This window comes from Treponema sp. R6D11, assembly GCF_054786075.1.
Window position 1 is genome coordinate 1 of sequence record NZ_BDHD01000571.1, and the last position, 763, is coordinate 763.

Genomic DNA, 763 nt, shown 5'->3' on the forward strand with positions numbered 1-763 from the left:
ATTAAGGAGAGCTAATGAATGATCATCAAACTCTTAAAAAAATACTTGCCTCGTTTCACCGCCGCCGTTATGTGCTTTTTCTTATTCTCGCTTTCCTGTCCGGTTGTCTACTCACAGGATTTCTCCTCTATCGACCAAGACCTAGCGCAGTTGGAATCCTTGATAAACGATTCAATAGCCAATACGCAAGAGCAACAGAAACAGTTGGAAGACTTGAAGAAGAACTTGAACGCGAGCGCGGATTTAATCGCCAGTTACGAGAACACAATCAAAGAGCAAGAGAACTTACTGGCGGACTTACGGAAACAACTAACCGCAATGTCAGAAACCTACAAGATGCAGTCAGCCTTATCAGCGAGATACGCGCAAAGCTCAAAGTTTTGGCGGACTTTTACGCTAATAGCGATTCCGCTAACAGCGGTAATTAGCGGCGGCGTTGTGTGGGCGGCGAGCAGGTGACTAATGTGTCGCATGAATCTACTCTTGAATTTATGAATGACATTATCGTACTTTCTTTAGAAGAAATCAGCGAATTGGAATAAGACTTTAATCAAGAACCAAGTTAGTAAATAATAAATAGTGGATAGAGAAAGCAAAATGCTATCTACTATCCACTACCTACTAAGCACACTACTCACTACAAAAATCACATAACATTATGGACGAACAAGGCGGAACCCTTTATTATCATCCCTTTTTTATAATAAGCCTCCTAAAAATATTTGTTTTAGTCATTTTTTGACCTCCTATTCTAAAGACATAA

1 protein-coding gene is annotated in these 763 nt (G+C 40.1%); it reads left to right on the forward strand.

The genetic code is table 11. The features are described from left to right. Positions 1–14 precede the first annotated feature (14 nt). A complete protein-coding gene (locus tag ACYVTD_RS14750; RefSeq protein WP_461248472.1) occupies positions 15–428 on the forward strand; it encodes a hypothetical protein in 414 nt (137 codons plus the stop codon). The last annotated feature ends 335 nt before the right edge of the window (positions 429–763 follow it).

Coding starts and splice junctions, on each gene's coding strand:
- ACYVTD_RS14750 (WP_461248472.1), top strand. CDS start 15: ATGAATGATCATCAAACTCTTAAAAAAATACTTGCCTCGTTTCACCGC.